Source organism: Nitrosomonas sp. Is35 (assembly GCF_033063295.1).
In the GTDB taxonomy this organism is placed as follows: domain Bacteria; phylum Pseudomonadota; class Gammaproteobacteria; order Burkholderiales; family Nitrosomonadaceae; genus Nitrosomonas.
In genome coordinates this window covers 370,856-386,721 of sequence record NZ_JAWJZH010000001.1, presented here as the reverse complement: position 1 = coordinate 386,721, position 15,866 = coordinate 370,856, and the positions used below count along the sequence as shown (strand labels likewise).

The following is a 15,866-nucleotide window of genomic DNA, read 5'->3' as shown; positions in this document are numbered from 1 at the left end:
GAAAAAGAAAATGCTCATAACCGGATGATACATAATACATAATTAAAGTGTTAAGTTATTAGGCAGAGAGAGAATTCTCTTTAGTGTCCATTAAGTTAATGAGTGAAAATAAATCTTATACACAATGTTATCCACAAAAAATGTGGATAAATCAAAATTGCTCAGGGTAAAGAAGGTGATACCTCTAGGAGCGGAGTATATTCCTGGCGGAACATGAAACCGGCTGGCTTCCTATTTCCGGGATTCAACGCATTTTGGCAGGTTGGTTTGTCAATGCAAATAGATCGTAACCGGCATCCCATTGATTAACCGGTTTTTCACGTTTCCAACAAATTCCAATTGCGCCAGAATTGCAAAACGAACCGTTTCCAACGGGTTAATTTCAGCTGTCGTAGACTTTTGCATCACACCGGGCACGGAAATTATTTTTGCCTTGGCTTTTTCTCCGTTGGGGAATTTGACCGTGACCATTTGTCCCACGACGGCATAGTCTTGGTATTTTGGCGGAATGAATGCATCGATATGCACTTTTTCGAGAAATATGATCTCAAGCAAGGCCTGACCGCGGCCCAGAAACTCTCCGGGTTGCGTAAACATCTCTGTCACCATGCCGTTGCCCGATGGCGCAAAAAGGCTTAACTGCAGGACTTGATCCTGAGTCTTATCAAATTCGAGTTGCAGCTGATTGATCCGGTTTGACAGCATGCGTATTTCCGGCGACTGACCTTGTTCCTGGCTATACATCCGGTCACGTTCCTGGCGTTGCGCTTTCTCCAGCGCCACCAGATTTTCCAGCGCCGAGTTTAATTGACTTCGCGCCAGCGCAATTTCAGCTTGTGTTGCAGCACCTTGTTTGTACAGGGTTTCATACTGACTTAAGCGTTGGGATGCGAAATGCTTCTGTTCATGCGCGAATCTCAACAACTGAGCCGAGCTCGTTCTGGAATCATCGGCTTGCAACAACATCTTATGCTTTTCCTGTTTCAACCCGTCCAACTCCACCTGCAACCGGTCACGGCTATCCAGCAATGCAGTATTCACCAGCGCAGCTAACGGCGCCCCTTCGGAAACTGTCTGCAACGGCTCGACAAAAAGCTGCTCAACATAGCCATCCACAGCGGTACGCACGGTAAAGCTAGGTACCCGGATGCGGCCATTGGCCTCAATGCTGATCGTGTCCCAAATAATCGTCCCGAGCAAATACACCACCGGGAGGCTGGAAATGGCGATGATCAAATACCAGCGCCACGGCCTGCCGGCTCGTTTGGCGGCGCTATATTGAACCCGTAATCCCCGGTCGGTATCCGGAGCTTTATTTTCTGGTTGATTAAAGCGTATTTTCATGAAGATAGCTTACCAAGTCTTGCCATGATTGAATAACTAGCCCGGTAAAATTAGGGGCCCGGAGTTGATCCTGCAATTGTTTCATTGCATGGATAAAAATGGACTGCGGCTTATGCACATAACTATTTTCCGGACCCAATTCTGGTTCCAGACTTTGCGCCAGACTAAATAACAGATCCGGATATTGGTTCATGGCCGACTTGAGCGCAGTAACGATATTCGTCAGATTCATCGCGTAATACATGACAGTAATCTCTTTGATTCCTTTCGCTTTGAGTTCACAGGGCACGCAAATATCAAATGATGCCGCTTTCGTCAGATAGCGCGGATGAATACTGGCGCCTACCGGCCACGGAGAAACAGCCGACACTTGGCGCACCGTTTCGATCAACTCCTCCAGACGCGCCTTGCCAGGCAAGTTCGATTCCAGTTGATCCGGCTCGATATCCAAATGCAGTCCATCGAAATTGATGTTGCTCAATTTCTTGACGATCATGAGCAGCTTCTCGCGCTGCTCCGGCAGAATCCAGTCGGGATCGCCTAACAGCAATTCAACTTTTTTCCCTCGCCGCTGCGCTTCGGTGAGAAATTTTTTAAGCGGTGCGGGATTTACGGCAAATTTTGCAATCTGCTGCTGATTCAAAGAAATCAGGAAACGATCGATTTCGATCGTTTGATTCTTCTCCCATAAACCGGGTTGCGTGCTCAATTTGTCAAAGTTCCAGACATACACGGCAACGCGCCCGGACGAAACTTCTGCATTACCGGCAGCAGAGAAACTGGTGCGCTTTGGCGCAGCCTTGGTTTTTTCTCCGCTGATAAGAAACGATGCCGCTTGCTGCAGTGGATCGGTCAAGTGGCTTAGGTTGATTTCCGGGTGAATATCCCGGCCTTTTCCCTCCAACAGCGTAATGAATTGCCGTAACCGGATATGCAGCTTCCATTGTTCCGATTCCGTTTCGACGTTCTCGATCGCCACCCGGTAATATGTATTCACCGCCTGAAAATATTTCTCGATCACATCGCCATCCAGCATCTTGAGGCGCAAATGTCTTTCACGGATCAACTCACGCGCCGCTTCAAGTCGCGTATGCTGAAATTTAATTTGCTGCGCAAGCTGTTGATAACTGCTGAGCAAAGCACGGAATTCGTGTTGCAGTTCCTGATCGCGATGCGTGTAGTCGGCTCGCAGACTGATCAATAGACTGTTCAAGCGCGATGCTTCATTCTTACGCACACTCATAATCTCAATCGGCATGCGGAAATTAAAACCGACTGAGCCGCCATAGCCCATTTGCATGGATTCAGGCGAGGGATGCGGAATGGCCGGACCGCCAAATGCGGTGGCATTGACATCCGAATCAATGCCACGCCAATTCTCGGTCTCTTTGGTCTTTTGAATATTTTCTATGCGCGCTTGCAGTATTTTCAGATCCAATTGCTCGATATCGATCGGCGCATTGCTGTCGATCGCATGCAAAACTGGTTTTACGGGCTCGAACGGCCGTATTTCCGAATTCGTCAAATAACCCAGTCTGATCAGTGCTTGATCGCGATTATTGCCGAATTCGATTTGCGATCGTTCCGCGCGATCGAAAGCGGAAAGAAACTCGAGATAATCCGACATGAATAACAAACCCGCTTCGCGCCGTTTATGCAGGATGGAAATCACACCGTCGCCGCGCAAACGCAAGTAGGCTTCGGTCAAAGCCAGCATTTTTTTTGCGCTCCAATACGCCGCGTAGTTTTCTTCCATAAAGAGCCGCGCCAGCCGTTTGCTCCAATCCAGGCGGACATCTTCTATTTTAACTTGCATCGCGGCATCATCGATCGCCCGTTGCTGCCTCTCCGCACTGCCTAGCAAGGGATAACGTACCCCGATCCGCCCCATCGGATCGAAGAAATGCCCGAAAGGTTCTCTGGCAAAAGGGCTTTTTTGATAACCAGCCGATATTCCGCCAAATATTTCCCAGCCTTTCTGCGCTTCCTGCACATTTAAATTTGAGCGTTGCGCCTCCAAATCGGCCTTCGCTTTCAACACCGTCGCGGCTTGCTCCAGATGCGTATAAAACTCGGTCAACGTTTTAACCTCAGCGGCTGCATTGGCTGTCAGCATCAAAAGCAACATCAGTATCGGGAAAACGCGCACTTTTATTGTTTTCCCTTTTTAAGCACCCACAAAGGCGCCATCGCAGAATCCAAGTGCCCTTTGTTCAGTATCTGGTTTAAGATTGCACAAGCGCTCCAGACGCGTGAAACAAACTGGAACAGCGGATAAATTGGCAGGATCAAAGCAGCTTGGCAGTCCTCCCATTTTCTGTCTGAGACGAGCGCAAGATAAAAAATGTATTGCAGGGTAATCAGGCTTAAATAGAATAAATAGACCAGCACCATGCTTAGAAAAAAAGTAAGCATCGGCAGCTTTACCGCCATATAGACCGTATAAATCACGATAGAAAAAGGCATGACGATCTGAAACAGAATGCCGTACCAGAGTAGAAATATAAAATTACTCCACCCCATGGTCGCCGCAGAAATGCCGTACTTGTGTTTATTCGAGTAGATATACCAAAGATCGCCATCCCAGCGCAGGCGCTGCTTCAGAAAATCCTTGAAACTTTCCGGCGCATCGGTATGCGAAACCGCACCGGGTTCAAACTCAATCCTCAGATGCGGATAACGTTGATGGTATTGCTTGATACGCAGAGTCAAATCAAGATCTTCGGCGGTCCCGGTATTCCATCCGCCAATTTTCTGGATAAAGGACTTTCTAAAAATGCCGAACGCCCCCGGGACGTTATTAATGACATTCAGTTTCGCAAACCCCAGTTTCCCTATCTGCATGGTCAACATATATTCCAAACTCTGCAGCCGGGTGATGATCGCTTTTCTGGCGTTACGCACACGCATCGGCCCCGTCACCGCGACAATATCAGGATTGCGAAAGTGCGATACAGCGGAGTTCACCATTTGATTATCAAACGATGTATCGCCGTCCAAAGCGAAAAAAACCTCACCTTGTGCTCGGCTTAGTCCGGCATTCAATGATGAAACCCTGCCACCGCGTTGAATTTTCGGAATGATGACCAATGAACGCTTGGGATAACTGGCAACCACGGGCACGAGTTCTTTCAATGCCTGATAAGTAGCCAAATTTTTTTGCACGCCATCGACCATCGCAATGATTTCAATATGTCCCGGATAGATCTGCTCCAATAAAGAGATCACTGTACTCTGCACTGCTTTTCCTTCGGCGTAGCAGGTAATCGCACAAGTTACGCGCGGGTAGTAAGGAAATGACACCGGCGCTTCCACCGATTTTTTAAACAGATAGCGGAAAACGCTCATCCAATTGACAAAATACAGCGGTAATTCAAAAAACAGTACGAATGGAATCAGCATGAAGACGTACTCGATATCCTGGAAGCGCGACGTTGCGATAAGAAAAAAGCTCCACGCTTGATTCAGACTTTCCATGAACTATAGCAACTCGCCCGCAAGACGGGCCAGCAGGAGCGGAGCGCTTTCCTTCTCGGGTATATTTCGCGAAGAAATACCGATAAAACGGAAATCCAGCTTATGCTCACTTTCTTCCAGCAGTACGTTCATACTGCTTTCGATACGTTTTTGAAAACCGCCCAGCCCTTGCTCATCCGTATTCGGCAAAAGCAACCACAGCATATTCTCCGAAGTCCGCGTGGAAAGGTCCGGAGTCCGGAGCAAGCTTCTCAATCGTTGCGCAAAGGCTTCGAGCATTTGCAGCAGGCGCGCGTGGTTAAAAAGTTCGACCAGATCCGGCAAATTGGCGAAGTAGATTCCGAACAAACTGAAATGCACATTGGGATAACGCCGGGATGTAACCATCTGCCAATCAAGATCGTGCAGGAATAACTCACGGGAAATAAAATCCAGCTGATCAAACCCCGAGGACAAGTCGAATACTTCACCCCGGAACGCAACCGTTCTTCCTTTATCGCTTAAGCGCCAGCTGTGCACTTCATTCAAGATGAGCTCACCCGGTTTCATCTCTTTCTCACACATCGCGCAGCGGACTTGCACATCGCCTTCTATAAACGAGTGGCTGCAAGACTGACAGCGATAATTCTCGATAGGCCGGTCGTAGTCGCTGCCAATATGCCGCAAATGCGTATGGCATTTGGGACAAACCAGCGTACCGCTATGCATGAATTTATCTTGCACATCGACACAACCGCAGGTAAAACAATGCAAGGAAGCTTGCAGTTTGATATCGATCGACTGGCAGTTCGGGCATATATCGATAAAACTCAAGTGCGCCGAGCGGCAATAAGCACATTCGCGCTGCCGGTCGAGCATCGTCAAAGGTTCAATTATTTTGTTATTGGCGAGATTGCGCAGCCACTCGAAAGAATCGGATCTGTCCTGACTCAACGCTTCCAACAATGGATAGCGATAAAAACGGGGATTTTGCCACTCATGGTGCGGCTGAAGGATGAAATCAGGGCGTAACCACAAGTATTTTATTAACCGTCCTTGGTGGGAGATATAGGTCTCATTGCCCTTCAGCGACTTCAGCAAGTTCTCAACTTGATTTACCACTTCCAGCAAAACCGGAGGTTGCGGCAATTGACCATCGAGCAACAAGTTATCAGATGCCGCCACCGGATTCGCTGCAAAACACAGCGACGCAAAAACTTCGTCATCTCTGCGTATCTTGCCAAGAATCGACGCAATATAGTGTTTATCATTTCCCGCGATGATAAACGCGGAAGGAATGATTTTATTTTTCTCCCAGTCCGAAAAATCACTGAAATGGCAAATTTCAAAAAGATCCTGATACGGATCCAATAAATCAGTCTTCTCTTGGGAGAAAAATATAAGCATCGCTAACTTAAAATAATCTTAAATCAATTATGTCATTTATAACGCACGGATATTTCGAACCAATTACAATATAATCATTATCTTAAAAACACCACCTAGGGTATTTTCTTACTATTATACTCATATTTTCTTACACAGATAGCTCGAATAAAGCAAAAAATCGGTTTTATATCGACGTTTTGAAAGAAAAATTCCATTCAAAACAACTCAAAAAATTCTCTATCGATTCAATACACCTTAATTTTTATTCGATCATTTAAACAATCCACAAACTGAGTCAATTATGGATTTCATTTGACCCAATGAGCACGCAGCATAAAAAGCAGTAATAACTTGATGATAATTAGCTCATAATCAATGTGTAAAACAAGTACACAAACCAATAGAAATCTTTAGAAATCGATGAGTTAAATTTTCAAATACATGAATTACTCACAAAGTTATCCACAGCATTTGTAACCCCAAAATTTAAAAAATATTCTTCTTTCTAAAGCTGTTTCCATATATATCGATAAATCAATCGCGCAGGGCTTATTAAACGATGAGCTGTGATTTTTCGCATAGTTGATCGGCTGAGATTCTATTAACATTCATGAGGATGGATAGAAACTATGATGTTGTTCAATTGCATTCATTCATCGAGCAATTTAACTTTGATTTGTTCTGTGCTGGTTAGAGATGACGAACCATATATCCTAAGTACTTTAACAACTTAATGCTGCATAACAGGAGTCTTATGAAAATAACTTTCACATTATCAGTTACCGCAATATCGCTTGCATTATTTGGCGGTGCTAATGCCAGTTCAATAACAATTGAAACCGGTTTCTTAACCGCGGGTCCTCAAATTGACGCAGCAGCATATCAATCCGTAGTTGATTCAGCCGTTGCAATCCCAACAATTGGTTACGGAATTGCAACCCCTGCAATTTACGACAACATTTCCAATCATGGATTGTTTGCTGGTGGCTCGACAACTGACATAGCCTTTAAATCAACTGTTGATTTTTATGTATCCCCAGCCAATGCGGGGGCATGGCAAATTCGTGCCGGTGTTGATTTTGGTCACGGCGGAGCCATTTTTGTCGATGGTTTAGCATATGATTTCAAAACAAACGATATGTGGTGGAATGGCAGCTACAGCGATTCATCGCAGTATTTGAGTATCAATACATTGAACCTCGCTGCCGGCTATCACACACTCAACCTCTACGGCCTTGAAGGTTGCTGTGACGGCGGCCAGCAAGCCCAATTCAGGATTGGAGGGACTGGTGATTTCACAACATTCAGCACAAACGACTCCCTGAGTCCTGTTCCAGAGCCGGGAACCTACGCCATGCTTCTGGCCGGTTTAGGTTTGATGGGATTTATAGCACACCGCAGAAAAGAATCAGCCGTTTAAGCAAATCCCGATAAGATCCGGAATGGGAGCGCAAGCTCCCGTTTTTTTCTTAGTGACGCCACCTCAAAAGCAGCTTAACACCGCATCGATCCGATTTCAGCACTGCTAACATGAGATACCTCGTACCCCTATCATTACAATATTAACCGCTGACTCAATCAATACATTTGTTAACCATCTAGTTAACATTCGGCAAAGTTTCCCTGATAAAAATTTTCCATACACAAAAACCATGATGAGAATTTCATCACGCACATCAATCATGGCACATTAAGCATTTTCTTTTTACACAATCTCTACAATTTACTTTTTATTTTTTCCTTGACATTCCAAATAATCCACAGTTTAAGAAAGTTATAAATATCCCGTGACAATCTTGATATCAGACTGAAAAATATCCCGCAAGTAAATGATAATTTAAACATAATCGATATGTTAAATTATTAAGCAATCCAAGAAAAACCCTTAGAAATTTATAAGTTAGTCATCCATTCAACTCGATTGTCCACAAAGTTATCCACAGAAATTGTGGACAACAGAAAAAACCTTTTATGAAATAAAACTATAGAATGAATAATCATTACCAGGAATGGGTTCATCGTTTTTTTTCGACGGACAATCACTTTCAACAAAGCCAATCTGATCTTGAAGATTAGCGTCATAAAGACGATTCTTATCGGCAAAAGTCACAAAAATAAGAAGAATTAGAATTAACTAAGAAATCGATGTAAACGGAAACGCTGAACTCAGCCTACTGATTTCCAGATCTAATGAAATACACCCCAATAGATTTTGTCCGGATGAACAGCTTCAATTCGACCATTCACAGCGGTTTATCATCCCCGTGGACGATGATCGTATGCGGCCTTTGAGTCTTGCTTGATTGCTGCGATAGAAATATACGCAGAGTATTCTGGAAATTACTATTGGTGCCGAGAGGGGGAATCGAACCCCCATGATGTCACCATCGCGGGATTTTGAGTCCCGTGCGTCTACCAATTCCGCCATCTCGGCCAAACAATTTGCTTGTTTTGAATAAACAGCAGGCGCAATTATCACTGAAAAGCCGGAGTACAGCAAGCCGCATGGGCGGAAAACATGCTGCGCCGGTATAATAGGCGGCATGAAGACGCAAGATTTTGACTTTTATCTGCCCGCCGAATTGATCGCACAGTTTCCCGCCGAGCAGCGCACCGGCAGCCGTTTGCTCTATTTGGATAGCAATAATAATCAGTGGCAGGACGCGTTATTTTCGAATTTACCCAGTTTCCTGCGCGCCGGAGATGTCATGGTGTTTAATGATACCCAAGTGATTAAAGCGCGCTTGTACGGAAAAAAAAATAGTGGTGGCAAGGTAGAAGTCATGGTGGAGCGAATACTCGATGATCGCCATGTTCTGGCAGCCATCCGCGCCAGCCATGCACCCAAACCGGATTCAACCTTATTGCTGGCGGATGCGATACCGGCAACCGTGATCGCGCGTGAGCAGGAATTTTATACCTTGCGCTTTGAGCATGAAAAAACGACAGCGGAATTGCTGGAATGCTACGGCCAATTGCCGTTGCCTCCCTATATCGCCCGCCCGGCGACCGCCGCGGACGAAGCACGTTATCAGACAGTTTACGCAAGAAATGCAGGAGCTGTTGCAGCACCGACCGCAGGACTGCATTTCGACGCCGGTATGATGGATCGATTACGGGCGATGGGCATCACCATTGCCTACGTCACTTTGCATGTCGGTGCCGGAACATTTCAGCCGGTGCGGGTTGAAAATATTGCCGATCACACCATGCACAACGAAACCTATCATATCCCGCAGGCCACCGTGGATGCGATCCGGCAAGCCCGGCTATCGGGAAGGCGCATTCTTGCCGTCGGCACGACATCGCTACGAGCGCTGGAATCCTGTGCATCGTCTCAGAATGGCCAATTGATCGCAGGGTATGGCGATACGCGGATTTTTATTACGCCGGGCTATCGCTTTCAAGTAGTCGAGCGATTATTGACCAACTTTCATTTGCCCTGCTCAACACTGCTGATGCTGGTCTCGGCTTTCGCCGGCATAGAAAACATCCGGCTTGCTTATCGGCATGCCGTAACTGAGCGCTACCGTTTTTTTAGCTATGGAGATGCCATGCTGATTGAGAGAAAATCATGAAATTTCAGTTACATTCCACCGACAAGGCAGCCCGCCGCGGCACCTTGACCTTGGCGCACGGCACGGTCGAAACACCGGTTTTCATGCCGGTAGGTACTTATGGCGCGGTCAAAAGCATGCCACCCGCCGCACTGCAAACGACAAACGCGCAAATCATTCTGGGCAACACGTTTCATTTATGGCTGCGCCCCGGATTGGAAGTAATCGAAGCGCATGGCGGATTGCATGATTTCATGGGCTGGCGCGGCCCGATACTCACCGATTCCGGCGGGTTCCAAGTATATAGCCTGGGCGATTTGCGTAAAATCACCGAGCAAGGCGTGCATTTCAAATCGCCGGTCAACGGTGACAACTGTTTTCTGTCACCGGAGGAATCGATGCGGATTCAACGCACGCTCAATTCCGATATTGTGATGATCTTTGATGAGTGCACTCCGTATCCAGCAGATGAATCGACCACTCAACTCTCAATGGAACTCAGTCTGCGCTGGGCGGAACGCTCCAAACAGGCGCATCATGGCAATCCGAATGCATTGTTCGGCATCGTGCAAGGTGGCATGTACGAACATCTGCGCGATCAATCGTTTGCTGGTTTATATCGCATCGGTTTTGACGGTTATGCGATCGGCGGATTATCCGTCGGCGAGCCCAAAGCTGACATGCAGCGCATCCTCAAACATACCGCACCGCTCCTACCCGCTGATCAACCGCGTTATTTGATGGGTGTCGGCACACCGGCGGATATAGTGCATGCCGTGGCGCACGGTATTGATATGTTCGATTGCGTACTGCCAACGCGAAATGCCCGCAATGGCTGGCTGTATACGCGTCACGGCATTATTAAATTGCGTAACAGCCGCTACCGGCTGGATACATCGCCTCCGGACGAGCACTGCGGTTGCTACACCTGCCAGCATTTCAGCCGCGCTTATCTCCATCATTTGCAACGCATCAACGAAATGCTGGGGGCGCATCTGAATACCGTGCACAACTTGTATTATTACCAGCAACTGATGCAAGAAATCCGCAGTGCAATCGAAAACCAACAATTTGAAGAATATGCACAAGAATTTCTGGCATAAGCGGTCATCATGCTAATATGTACCTTTTTTCAGAAAGGGAGAATTTTATGCTGATTAATGATGCATTTGCACAAGCTGCTGCGTCAACGCAAGACAACTCGGACTTGTTAAGCCTGTTACCGATGTTTGGGATACTGGTGCTGTTTTATTTTCTGCTGATCCGCCCGCAAGCTAAACGCGCCAAAGAGCAAAAACAGATGGTGGAAGGATTGCAGAGAGGCGATGAAGTCATTACCAACGGCGGTATTCTCGGTCAGGTCCTGAATGTCAGCGAAGCTTATGTGATTATCGAAATAGCACCGGCTATCGAAGTCACCGCGCTTAAATCTTCGGTGCAAACCCTATTGCCCAAAGGAACACTGAAGAGTATCGAGCCGAAAGGAAAAGCTCAAAAATCCAAAACAACCAAAACAACAACCGCTTCGGAAAACAGTGCCGCCGAAACCACGGAGAGCAACGCTACTGATGCTGCAAATGTTGAAAAGAAATAACCACGCGTGCCGTGGCGGAACGAATCGTTATTGAATTGCTTGCCGTCACATGTCTTTCTTACCTTTTATCATTAATTAATACTTAACTGACACCCATGAACCGCTACGCACTTTGGCAATACTTGATTATTGCGGTTTCACTGCTACTCGGCTTGCTGTACACATTGCCGAATTTTTACGGCGAATCGCCCGCAGTACAGATCTCCCCTTTACGGACGTCCGCAAGCACTGATACCGCCTTGTTACAACGCGTTGAAGACGCATTAAAACAAGCCAACCTTGGAACGGATGGAGTGCTCCTTGAAGAAGGAAGCATTAAAGTACGTTTCGCCGATACCGAGACCCAAATCAAAGCAAAAGATTTGCTGGAATCGGCTTTGGGTAATGACTATATCACTGCGCTGAACTTACTGCCCAATTCTCCCCGGTGGCTGACCGATCTCGGCGCATTGCCGATGTATTTGGGACTGGATCTGCGCGGCGGCGTGCATTTCATGCTGGCCGTCGATATGGAAGGCGCGCTTGAAAAATCACTGGATCGTTACAGCGCTGATATTCGCGGCAAATTACGCGAACAAAAAATTTCCTATGCCGGTCTGGAAAAACAAGCCAAGAAACTGACTTTGAAATTTCGCGATGCTGAATCACGCACCAAAGCGGAAGCTGAGTTAAAGTCGAATTACCCCGACCTTGGTTTCAAGGAAGAGAATGCCGATAACCGCTACCATCTCGTCGCTACGATTAAACCCGAGGCGCTCGCACGCATGCAAGAGTCTGCGGTGTTGCAAAACATCACAACCCTGCGTAATCGCGTTAACGAGCTGGGCGTTGCTGAACCCATCATCCAGAAAGCCGGAACGGATCGTGTCATTGTGCAATTGCCGGGGGTGCAAGATACCGCCAAAGCAAAAGATATTCTGGGACGGACAGCCACCCTGGAAGTTCGCATGGTAGATGATGAGCACGATCTCGATGCCGCATTGCGGGGTAAAGTACCAGCGGGTACCGAGTTGTATGAAGAACGGGGGGGAAGTCCATTACTCGTTAAAAAACAAGTATTGTTGACGGGTGAACATATCACCGATGCGCAACCTGGCTTTGATAAAGACAATCAGCCCGCAGTACACCTCAATTTAGACAATGGCGGATCGCGCATTTTCAAACAATTGACACGGGATAATGTCGGCAAAAGAATGGCCATTCTGCTGATTGAGAAAAATAAGGCGGAAGTCATAACCGCGCCGGTCATTCGGGAAGAAATCGGCGGCGGGCGCGTGCAGATCAGCGGGCGCATGACCAGCAGGGAAGCGCGCGATGTTGCGTTATTACTGCGCGCTGGCGCTTTGGCAGCACCGATGGATATCATTGAAGAGCGCACAGTAGGACCGAGCTTGGGCGCGGAGAATATTGCCCGCGGCTACAACTCGACCTTATATGGCTTCTTGGGCGTCGCTATCTTCGTTGCCATCTACTACACGGCGTTCGGCATGATTTCAGTCATTGCACTGGCCATGAATCTATTGCTGCTGGTCGGTTTATTATCCATCATGCAGGCTACATTGACACTGCCGGGGATGGCCGCACTGGCCCTGACGGTCGGTATGGCGATTGATGCCAACGTGCTGATCAATGAACGGATTAGGGATGAATTGCGCGCCGGCAGTTCTCCGCAAATGGCTATTCATGCAGGATTCGAGCGAGCCTTCGGTACAATTGTGGACTCCAATGTTACCACCCTCATTGCCGGTATTGCGTTGTTTGCTTTCGGTTCAGGTCCGGTGAAAGGATTTGCGGTAGTACTTTGCTTAGGCATTATGACTTCCGTATTTACCGCCACTTTTGTGACAAGAGGCATAGTCAATCTGATCTATGGAAGCCGTCGCAGACTTGATCATGTTCCGATTGGAAAAATCTGGATACCGGAGCAAAATCAGGCCACTCATAGAACTGCATTAGTTCGTGACAAAGCAGGCGAAGAATCGATCGATACTCAGAAAAGAATTACAGAACAGCCTGAGGCTAAAGCTGAAGTTATCCAAGAAGCTGATCTTGATGTTCAAGCTGAATCGAGCGAAAGAAAGCCGGGTAAGGCTAAAAACAAGCGAAAATCATCTGATACCAAGCAATCCAAAAGCTGATTGATCGGATTTATAAGGAAGTAAGTCATGGAATTTTTTAGATTTAATCGTAACATTCCCTTTATGCGATGGAGACGGGTCGGGGCTGTCATTTCAATTGTGACATTTGCTCTATCTGTTTTCTTTATTGCCACAAAAGGACTCAATCTCGGTGTAGATTTCACAGGCGGAACAGTACTGGAAGTCAGTTACAATCAAGCCGCTGATCTCGAAAAAGTCAGAAGCGTACTCACCGATCTCGGTATGTCTGACGCCAGTGTGCAAAATTTCGGCACCTCTCGTGAGGTTCTAATTCGCTTACCAATTAAACCTAATGTTTCCAGCGCGCAATTGTCGGAAACCGTTATGGATGCATTGAAACAGTCGGATTCTTCGGTAGAAATGAAGCGAATGGAATTCGTCGGTCCGCAAGTTGGAGCAGAATTACTGGAAAACGGTGCGCTTGCCTTGCTATTTGTTTCGCTGGGTATCGTTGCTTACTTGGCAGTACGGTTCGAGTGGAAATTTGGCGTATCGGGTATTATTGCCAACTTGCATGACGTTGTTATCATCGTTGGCTGCTTTGCTTTTTTCCAATGGGAATTTTCGCTCACCGTACTCGCCGCCATATTGGCCATATTGGGTTACTCCGTTAATGAGTCGGTCGTTATTTTCGATCGAATCCGCGAGAATTTCCGTAAATATCGCAAAGCATCCATTACCGAAGTCATCGATAGCGCCATTACACAAACGATGTCACGTACAGTCATTACCCATGGAAGCACACAAATGGTCGTCATCGCGATGCTTTTATTCGGCGGTGAAGTGCTTCACTACTTTGCGCTGGCATTAACCATCGGTATTTGGTTCGGGATTTATTCGTCGATTATGGTCGGCAGCTCAATCATCATGCTTCTAGGCGTCAAACGCGAAGATCTGGTTAAGATTGAGAAAAAACCTTTAGAAAATGATGGCGCGGTTGTATAAGGTTTTACAATCGCATATGGATAAGTCAACTAGTAGTACCCGTTGATCAGAAAGCGCGCATTTCTAATTTCCGAATAGAAAAAAAGCACAGCAGGAAATTTCCTGCTGTGCTTTTTGTGTTTTTTGACTTGCTATATTATCAAGCAGCTTTCGGTTTACGCTTACGCAAGAAGAAGAAAGCGGCAACAGCGAGGACCAGCACAACCGGTGCAATAATCGCTGCTTTCGGGGTCGGACGGCCTTCACCTACCGAGAACGGAAAGCGTGATACATAGTCCTGCGCTCCACCCGTCACCGTCACCAGCCCTACAAACTTGCCTTTCTCCGGAAAGGTGTGATCTACCGTAATCGATGCCGATGGGTATACCTTCGGTGGTAAGTGGAATACTGTGATCTCGTCCAGATTCGCTTCCGATCCTGTATCACGAATAATCCTCACTTCCGTCTTCAACGGACGTAACTCTTCCTGGATATAGTCCAGTGCGATCACGGTCTTGCCTGTTTCCGGTATGTCTTCACAGAATTCTTCTTCCTGCGATAAGGGTTGATAACCGGTAAAGTGCATCCGGTACGGTCCTACCGTCAATACGCACATGTCTTCAGCCAGTGCCAAACCACCGTGCGCTTGTGCTTGTGAGGTAAATATCATACCTGTTGCAAGTATAACCGCGAATAATGCTTGTTTCATTTCTATGAGTCTTGCTGACATCGTTTGGATTTCCTGTGTCTATAAATGGTTAGTCTCTAATATGCTCTGTTTGCTATCAGATTGTTCAGTTCTTGTTGGCCCGGCGCGTTGCCAGCCAGTCTCTGAAACGTCTTGACCGGATGAGTTTATACCCAAGTATTGTGGTCAGCAATAGGCCGACTGCCGGTCCTATGGTGGCTCTGAATACTTCGGCATAGTTGATCATTTCCACCCGTAAATGATATTCATAGTTTAGTGGCGGTACGCCTTCGGCAGTAATCAATACCAGATATTTCCCTTGTTCGAGGGGGCTTTGCGTGCTGATCACGCCGTCCTGATACATCGCCGCGTGCAGGTTGGTGACCGTGTCCCCTTCGCCAGCTTTGCTGCCTTTCATAACCTTTACGCCTATCGGCATCTCACGCAGTGCAGGGTCTACTAAATCTATCACGAGTATGGCATTGCCCGCTTTGGGTATTTCCGTGCAGTAATGTCCTTCTTCGTTTACTTGTGGCTGATAGGTACTGAGGTGAATCATGTTCTCGCCGATCCGGCGCATGCAGTTGTCTTCTTCCATCGCTACTTTGCCATGTGCACCAGCTGTGCCGGCATACAGTGCCATAACAAGTGTAAAGACTGCTGTCCCCGTTTGTGCTATTTGCCTGACCACGACAAATCCTCCTCTTGGATGAGCGCCTCTAATTTTGCCAATTCTTTTGTCCGCATTCTTTTAA

General features: G+C 47.0%; 12 protein-coding genes and 1 tRNA gene. 6 read left to right on the top strand and 7 right to left on the bottom strand.

Annotation, left to right across the window (positions count from 1 at the left end):
• Window positions 1-270: 270 nt before the first annotated feature.
• The 4 genes from R2083_RS01775 to R2083_RS01760 are packed head-to-tail and all read right to left on the bottom strand — an operon-like array spanning window position 271 to window position 6,207.
• Window positions 271-1,344 (bottom strand): HlyD family secretion protein, encoded by a 1,074-nt coding sequence (locus R2083_RS01775; protein ID WP_317529843.1) that lies wholly within the window; start codon window positions 1,342-1,344, stop codon window positions 271-273.
• Complete coding sequence (locus tag R2083_RS01770; RefSeq protein WP_317537306.1) at window positions 1,328-3,460, bottom strand: TolC family protein; 2,133 nt, start codon at window positions 3,458-3,460, stop codon at window positions 1,328-1,330. The genes R2083_RS01775 and R2083_RS01770 overlap by 17 nt, the downstream gene beginning before the upstream one ends.
• A 35-nt stretch (window positions 3,461-3,495) precedes the next feature.
• Window positions 3,496-4,821 carry a glycosyltransferase gene (locus tag R2083_RS01765; RefSeq protein ID WP_317537305.1) on the bottom strand — a complete coding sequence of 442 codons (1,326 nt, stop codon included), beginning with the start codon at window positions 4,819-4,821 and terminating at the stop codon, window positions 3,496-3,498.
• A 3-nt stretch (window positions 4,822-4,824) separates the two neighbouring features.
• Window positions 4,825-6,207: a GGDEF domain-containing protein gene (locus tag R2083_RS01760; protein WP_317537304.1), complete on the bottom strand. Its 1,383-nt coding sequence runs from the start codon at window positions 6,205-6,207 to the stop codon at window positions 4,825-4,827.
• 736 nt (window positions 6,208-6,943) lie between these two features.
• Between R2083_RS01760 and R2083_RS01755 the strand changes: the two genes are divergently transcribed.
• Complete coding sequence (locus R2083_RS01755) at window positions 6,944-7,609, top strand: CCXG family PEP-CTERM protein (protein ID WP_317537303.1); 666 nt, start codon at window positions 6,944-6,946, stop codon at window positions 7,607-7,609.
• A 927-nt stretch (window positions 7,610-8,536) separates the two neighbouring features.
• On the opposite strand, the gene R2083_RS01750 is transcribed toward R2083_RS01755, so the two are convergent.
• Window positions 8,537-8,623, bottom strand: a tRNA-Leu gene (locus R2083_RS01750).
• Window positions 8,624-8,732: 109 nt separating this feature from the next.
• Here R2083_RS01750 and queA point away from each other — a divergent pair.
• From queA to secF, 5 genes are all read left to right on the top strand, one after another.
• Window positions 8,733-9,767, top strand: coding sequence for a tRNA preQ1(34) S-adenosylmethionine ribosyltransferase-isomerase QueA (gene queA / locus R2083_RS01745; RefSeq protein WP_317537302.1), 1,035 nt, complete (start codon window positions 8,733-8,735; stop codon window positions 9,765-9,767).
• Complete coding sequence (gene tgt / locus R2083_RS01740) at window positions 9,764-10,849, top strand: tRNA guanosine(34) transglycosylase Tgt (RefSeq protein ID WP_317537301.1); 1,086 nt, start codon at window positions 9,764-9,766, stop codon at window positions 10,847-10,849. Before queA ends, tgt begins: the two co-directional genes overlap by 4 nt.
• A gap of 47 nt (window positions 10,850-10,896) precedes the next feature.
• A complete protein-coding gene (yajC, locus tag R2083_RS01735; RefSeq protein WP_317529827.1) occupies window positions 10,897-11,340 on the top strand; it encodes a preprotein translocase subunit YajC in 444 nt (147 codons plus the stop codon).
• A 95-nt stretch (window positions 11,341-11,435) separates the two neighbouring features.
• Window positions 11,436-13,478 (top strand): protein translocase subunit SecD, encoded by a 2,043-nt coding sequence (gene secD, locus R2083_RS01730; protein WP_317537300.1) that lies wholly within the window; start codon window positions 11,436-11,438, stop codon window positions 13,476-13,478.
• Window positions 13,479-13,505: 27 nt separating this feature from the next.
• Window positions 13,506-14,444, top strand: a complete 939-nt coding sequence (gene secF, locus R2083_RS01725; protein WP_317537299.1) for a protein translocase subunit SecF — start codon at window positions 13,506-13,508, stop codon at window positions 14,442-14,444.
• 139 nt (window positions 14,445-14,583) lie between these two features.
• On the opposite strand, the gene R2083_RS01720 is transcribed toward secF, so the two are convergent.
• Both R2083_RS01720 and R2083_RS01715 read right to left on the bottom strand, forming a co-directional pair.
• Entirely contained in the window at window positions 14,584-15,153 is a 570-nt protein-coding gene (locus R2083_RS01720) for a hypothetical protein (protein WP_317537298.1), read from the bottom strand.
• A 64-nt stretch (window positions 15,154-15,217) separates the two neighbouring features.
• Window positions 15,218-15,754 (bottom strand): hypothetical protein, encoded by a 537-nt coding sequence (locus tag R2083_RS01715; RefSeq protein WP_317537297.1) that lies wholly within the window; start codon window positions 15,752-15,754, stop codon window positions 15,218-15,220.
• Between the last annotated feature and the right edge of the window lie 112 nt (window positions 15,755-15,866).

Excerpts from the sequence above, each read along its gene's own strand:
- R2083_RS01755 (WP_317537303.1), top strand. The coding sequence starts at position 6,944 with ATGAAAATAACTTTCACATTATCAGTTACCGCAATATCGCTTGCATTA.
- queA (WP_317537302.1), top strand. The coding sequence starts at position 8,733 with ATGAAGACGCAAGATTTTGACTTTTATCTGCCCGCCGAATTGATCGCA.
- R2083_RS01775 (WP_317529843.1), bottom strand. The coding sequence starts at position 1,344 with ATGAAAATACGCTTTAATCAACCAGAAAATAAAGCTCCGGATACCGAC.
- R2083_RS01770 (WP_317537306.1), bottom strand. The coding sequence starts at position 3,460 with ATGCTGACAGCCAATGCAGCCGCTGAGGTTAAAACGTTGACCGAGTTT.
- secD (WP_317537300.1), top strand. The coding sequence starts at position 11,436 with ATGAACCGCTACGCACTTTGGCAATACTTGATTATTGCGGTTTCACTG.
- R2083_RS01720 (WP_317537298.1), bottom strand. The coding sequence starts at position 15,153 with ATGTCAGCAAGACTCATAGAAATGAAACAAGCATTATTCGCGGTTATA.
- secF (WP_317537299.1), top strand. The coding sequence starts at position 13,506 with ATGGAATTTTTTAGATTTAATCGTAACATTCCCTTTATGCGATGGAGA.
- R2083_RS01715 (WP_317537297.1), bottom strand. The coding sequence starts at position 15,754 with ATGGCACTGTATGCCGGCACAGCTGGTGCACATGGCAAAGTAGCGATG.
- yajC (WP_317529827.1), top strand. The coding sequence starts at position 10,897 with ATGCTGATTAATGATGCATTTGCACAAGCTGCTGCGTCAACGCAAGAC.
- R2083_RS01765 (WP_317537305.1), bottom strand. The coding sequence starts at position 4,821 with ATGGAAAGTCTGAATCAAGCGTGGAGCTTTTTTCTTATCGCAACGTCG.
- R2083_RS01760 (WP_317537304.1), bottom strand. The coding sequence starts at position 6,207 with ATGCTTATATTTTTCTCCCAAGAGAAGACTGATTTATTGGATCCGTAT.
- tgt (WP_317537301.1), top strand. The coding sequence starts at position 9,764 with ATGAAATTTCAGTTACATTCCACCGACAAGGCAGCCCGCCGCGGCACC.